General features: G+C 46.9%; 2 protein-coding genes. Both read left to right on the plus strand.

Features of this window, described 5'->3' with window-relative positions; translation table 11 throughout:
* The coding region (locus tag B7Y67_RS18845) for a DegT/DnrJ/EryC1/StrS aminotransferase family protein (protein ID WP_293599938.1) at positions 1-713 on the plus strand (713 nt) is incomplete at its 5' end.
* A gap of 31 nt (positions 714-744) precedes the next feature.
* The coding region (locus tag B7Y67_RS18850; RefSeq protein ID WP_293599939.1) for a glycosyltransferase at positions 745-1,140 on the plus strand (396 nt) is incomplete at its 3' end.

Consider the following 1,140-nt stretch of genomic DNA (forward strand, 5'->3'; position numbering starts at 1 on the left):
AGCTACGTGTAATTGAAGATGCAGCACAAGCCTTTGGATCACAGTGGAAAGGTCAAAAGATTGGCAGCATCGGTGATCTAGTGAGCTTTAGTTTTCAGGCAAATAAAAATTTATCGACCGTTGAAGGCGGCTGTCTTGTTCTGAATAATGCTGACGAAGCAAAGCTTGCGGAGAAGTTCCGTCTCCAAGGCCTCACACGCCAAGGTATGGACGGCATGGATGTAGATGTACTTGGTGGCAAGGACAATTTGACTGATGTGAATGCTGTGATTGGCCTGCATCAACTTAAACAGTTGCCGGGATTTCAGGCGCGCAGAAGTGCTTTAGCTAGGCAGTACTTTGACGCCATCCGTAGCGAAATAAAATCTGCCGGCTTAGATAATCTTAATCTTGAGCTACCCGTAGAAAACTTCACTGATAGCAACTGGCATATGTTCCAAGTTGTACTACCCCTCGAACAATTAGATGCGGATCGCGCACAAGTGATGACCGAGTTAAAAGAGCTGGGCATTGGTACTGGCGTTCATTACCCCGCGATTACTGGATTTACCCTTTATCAAAAGTTAGGCTACCAAGTTCAGGCAACTCCAGTGGCAGAGCGTATTGGTCGCTCCATTTTGACTCTCCCCCTCTTTCCAGGCATGGCAGATGAAGATATTGGCCGTATAGCCAGTGCTTTTGTTGGAATTCTGAAGAAACACCGCAAAAACTAGAGTCGAGAGCGGAATCAGGCAAAATTGCAGCATGACTGCAAATTTAGCTACCCAAGCCTGCAATCCGACACTTAGCATTGTCATTCCCGTTTACAACGAGGAAGACGGTCTTCAAGCCCTCTTTGATCGCCTATACCCCGCACTAGATGTGATGGCCAGCAAGCGCAATATTGCGTATGAAGTGGTGTTTGTAAACGATGGCAGCAAAGATCGTTCTGCAGGCATCCTAGCCAAGCAAGTTGAGCTGCGCCCCGATGTCACTCGTGCAGTGTTATTTCATAGTAACTTTGGTCAGCACATGGCCATCATGGCTGGTTTTGAATATTCCCATGGCGAATACATCATCACCCTCGATGCCGATCTACAGAATCCACCTGAAGAAATCGATGCCCTAGTAAGTGAATTGCTCAAAGGTCATGACTACGTT

Source organism: Polynucleobacter sp. 35-46-11 (genome assembly GCF_002281105.1).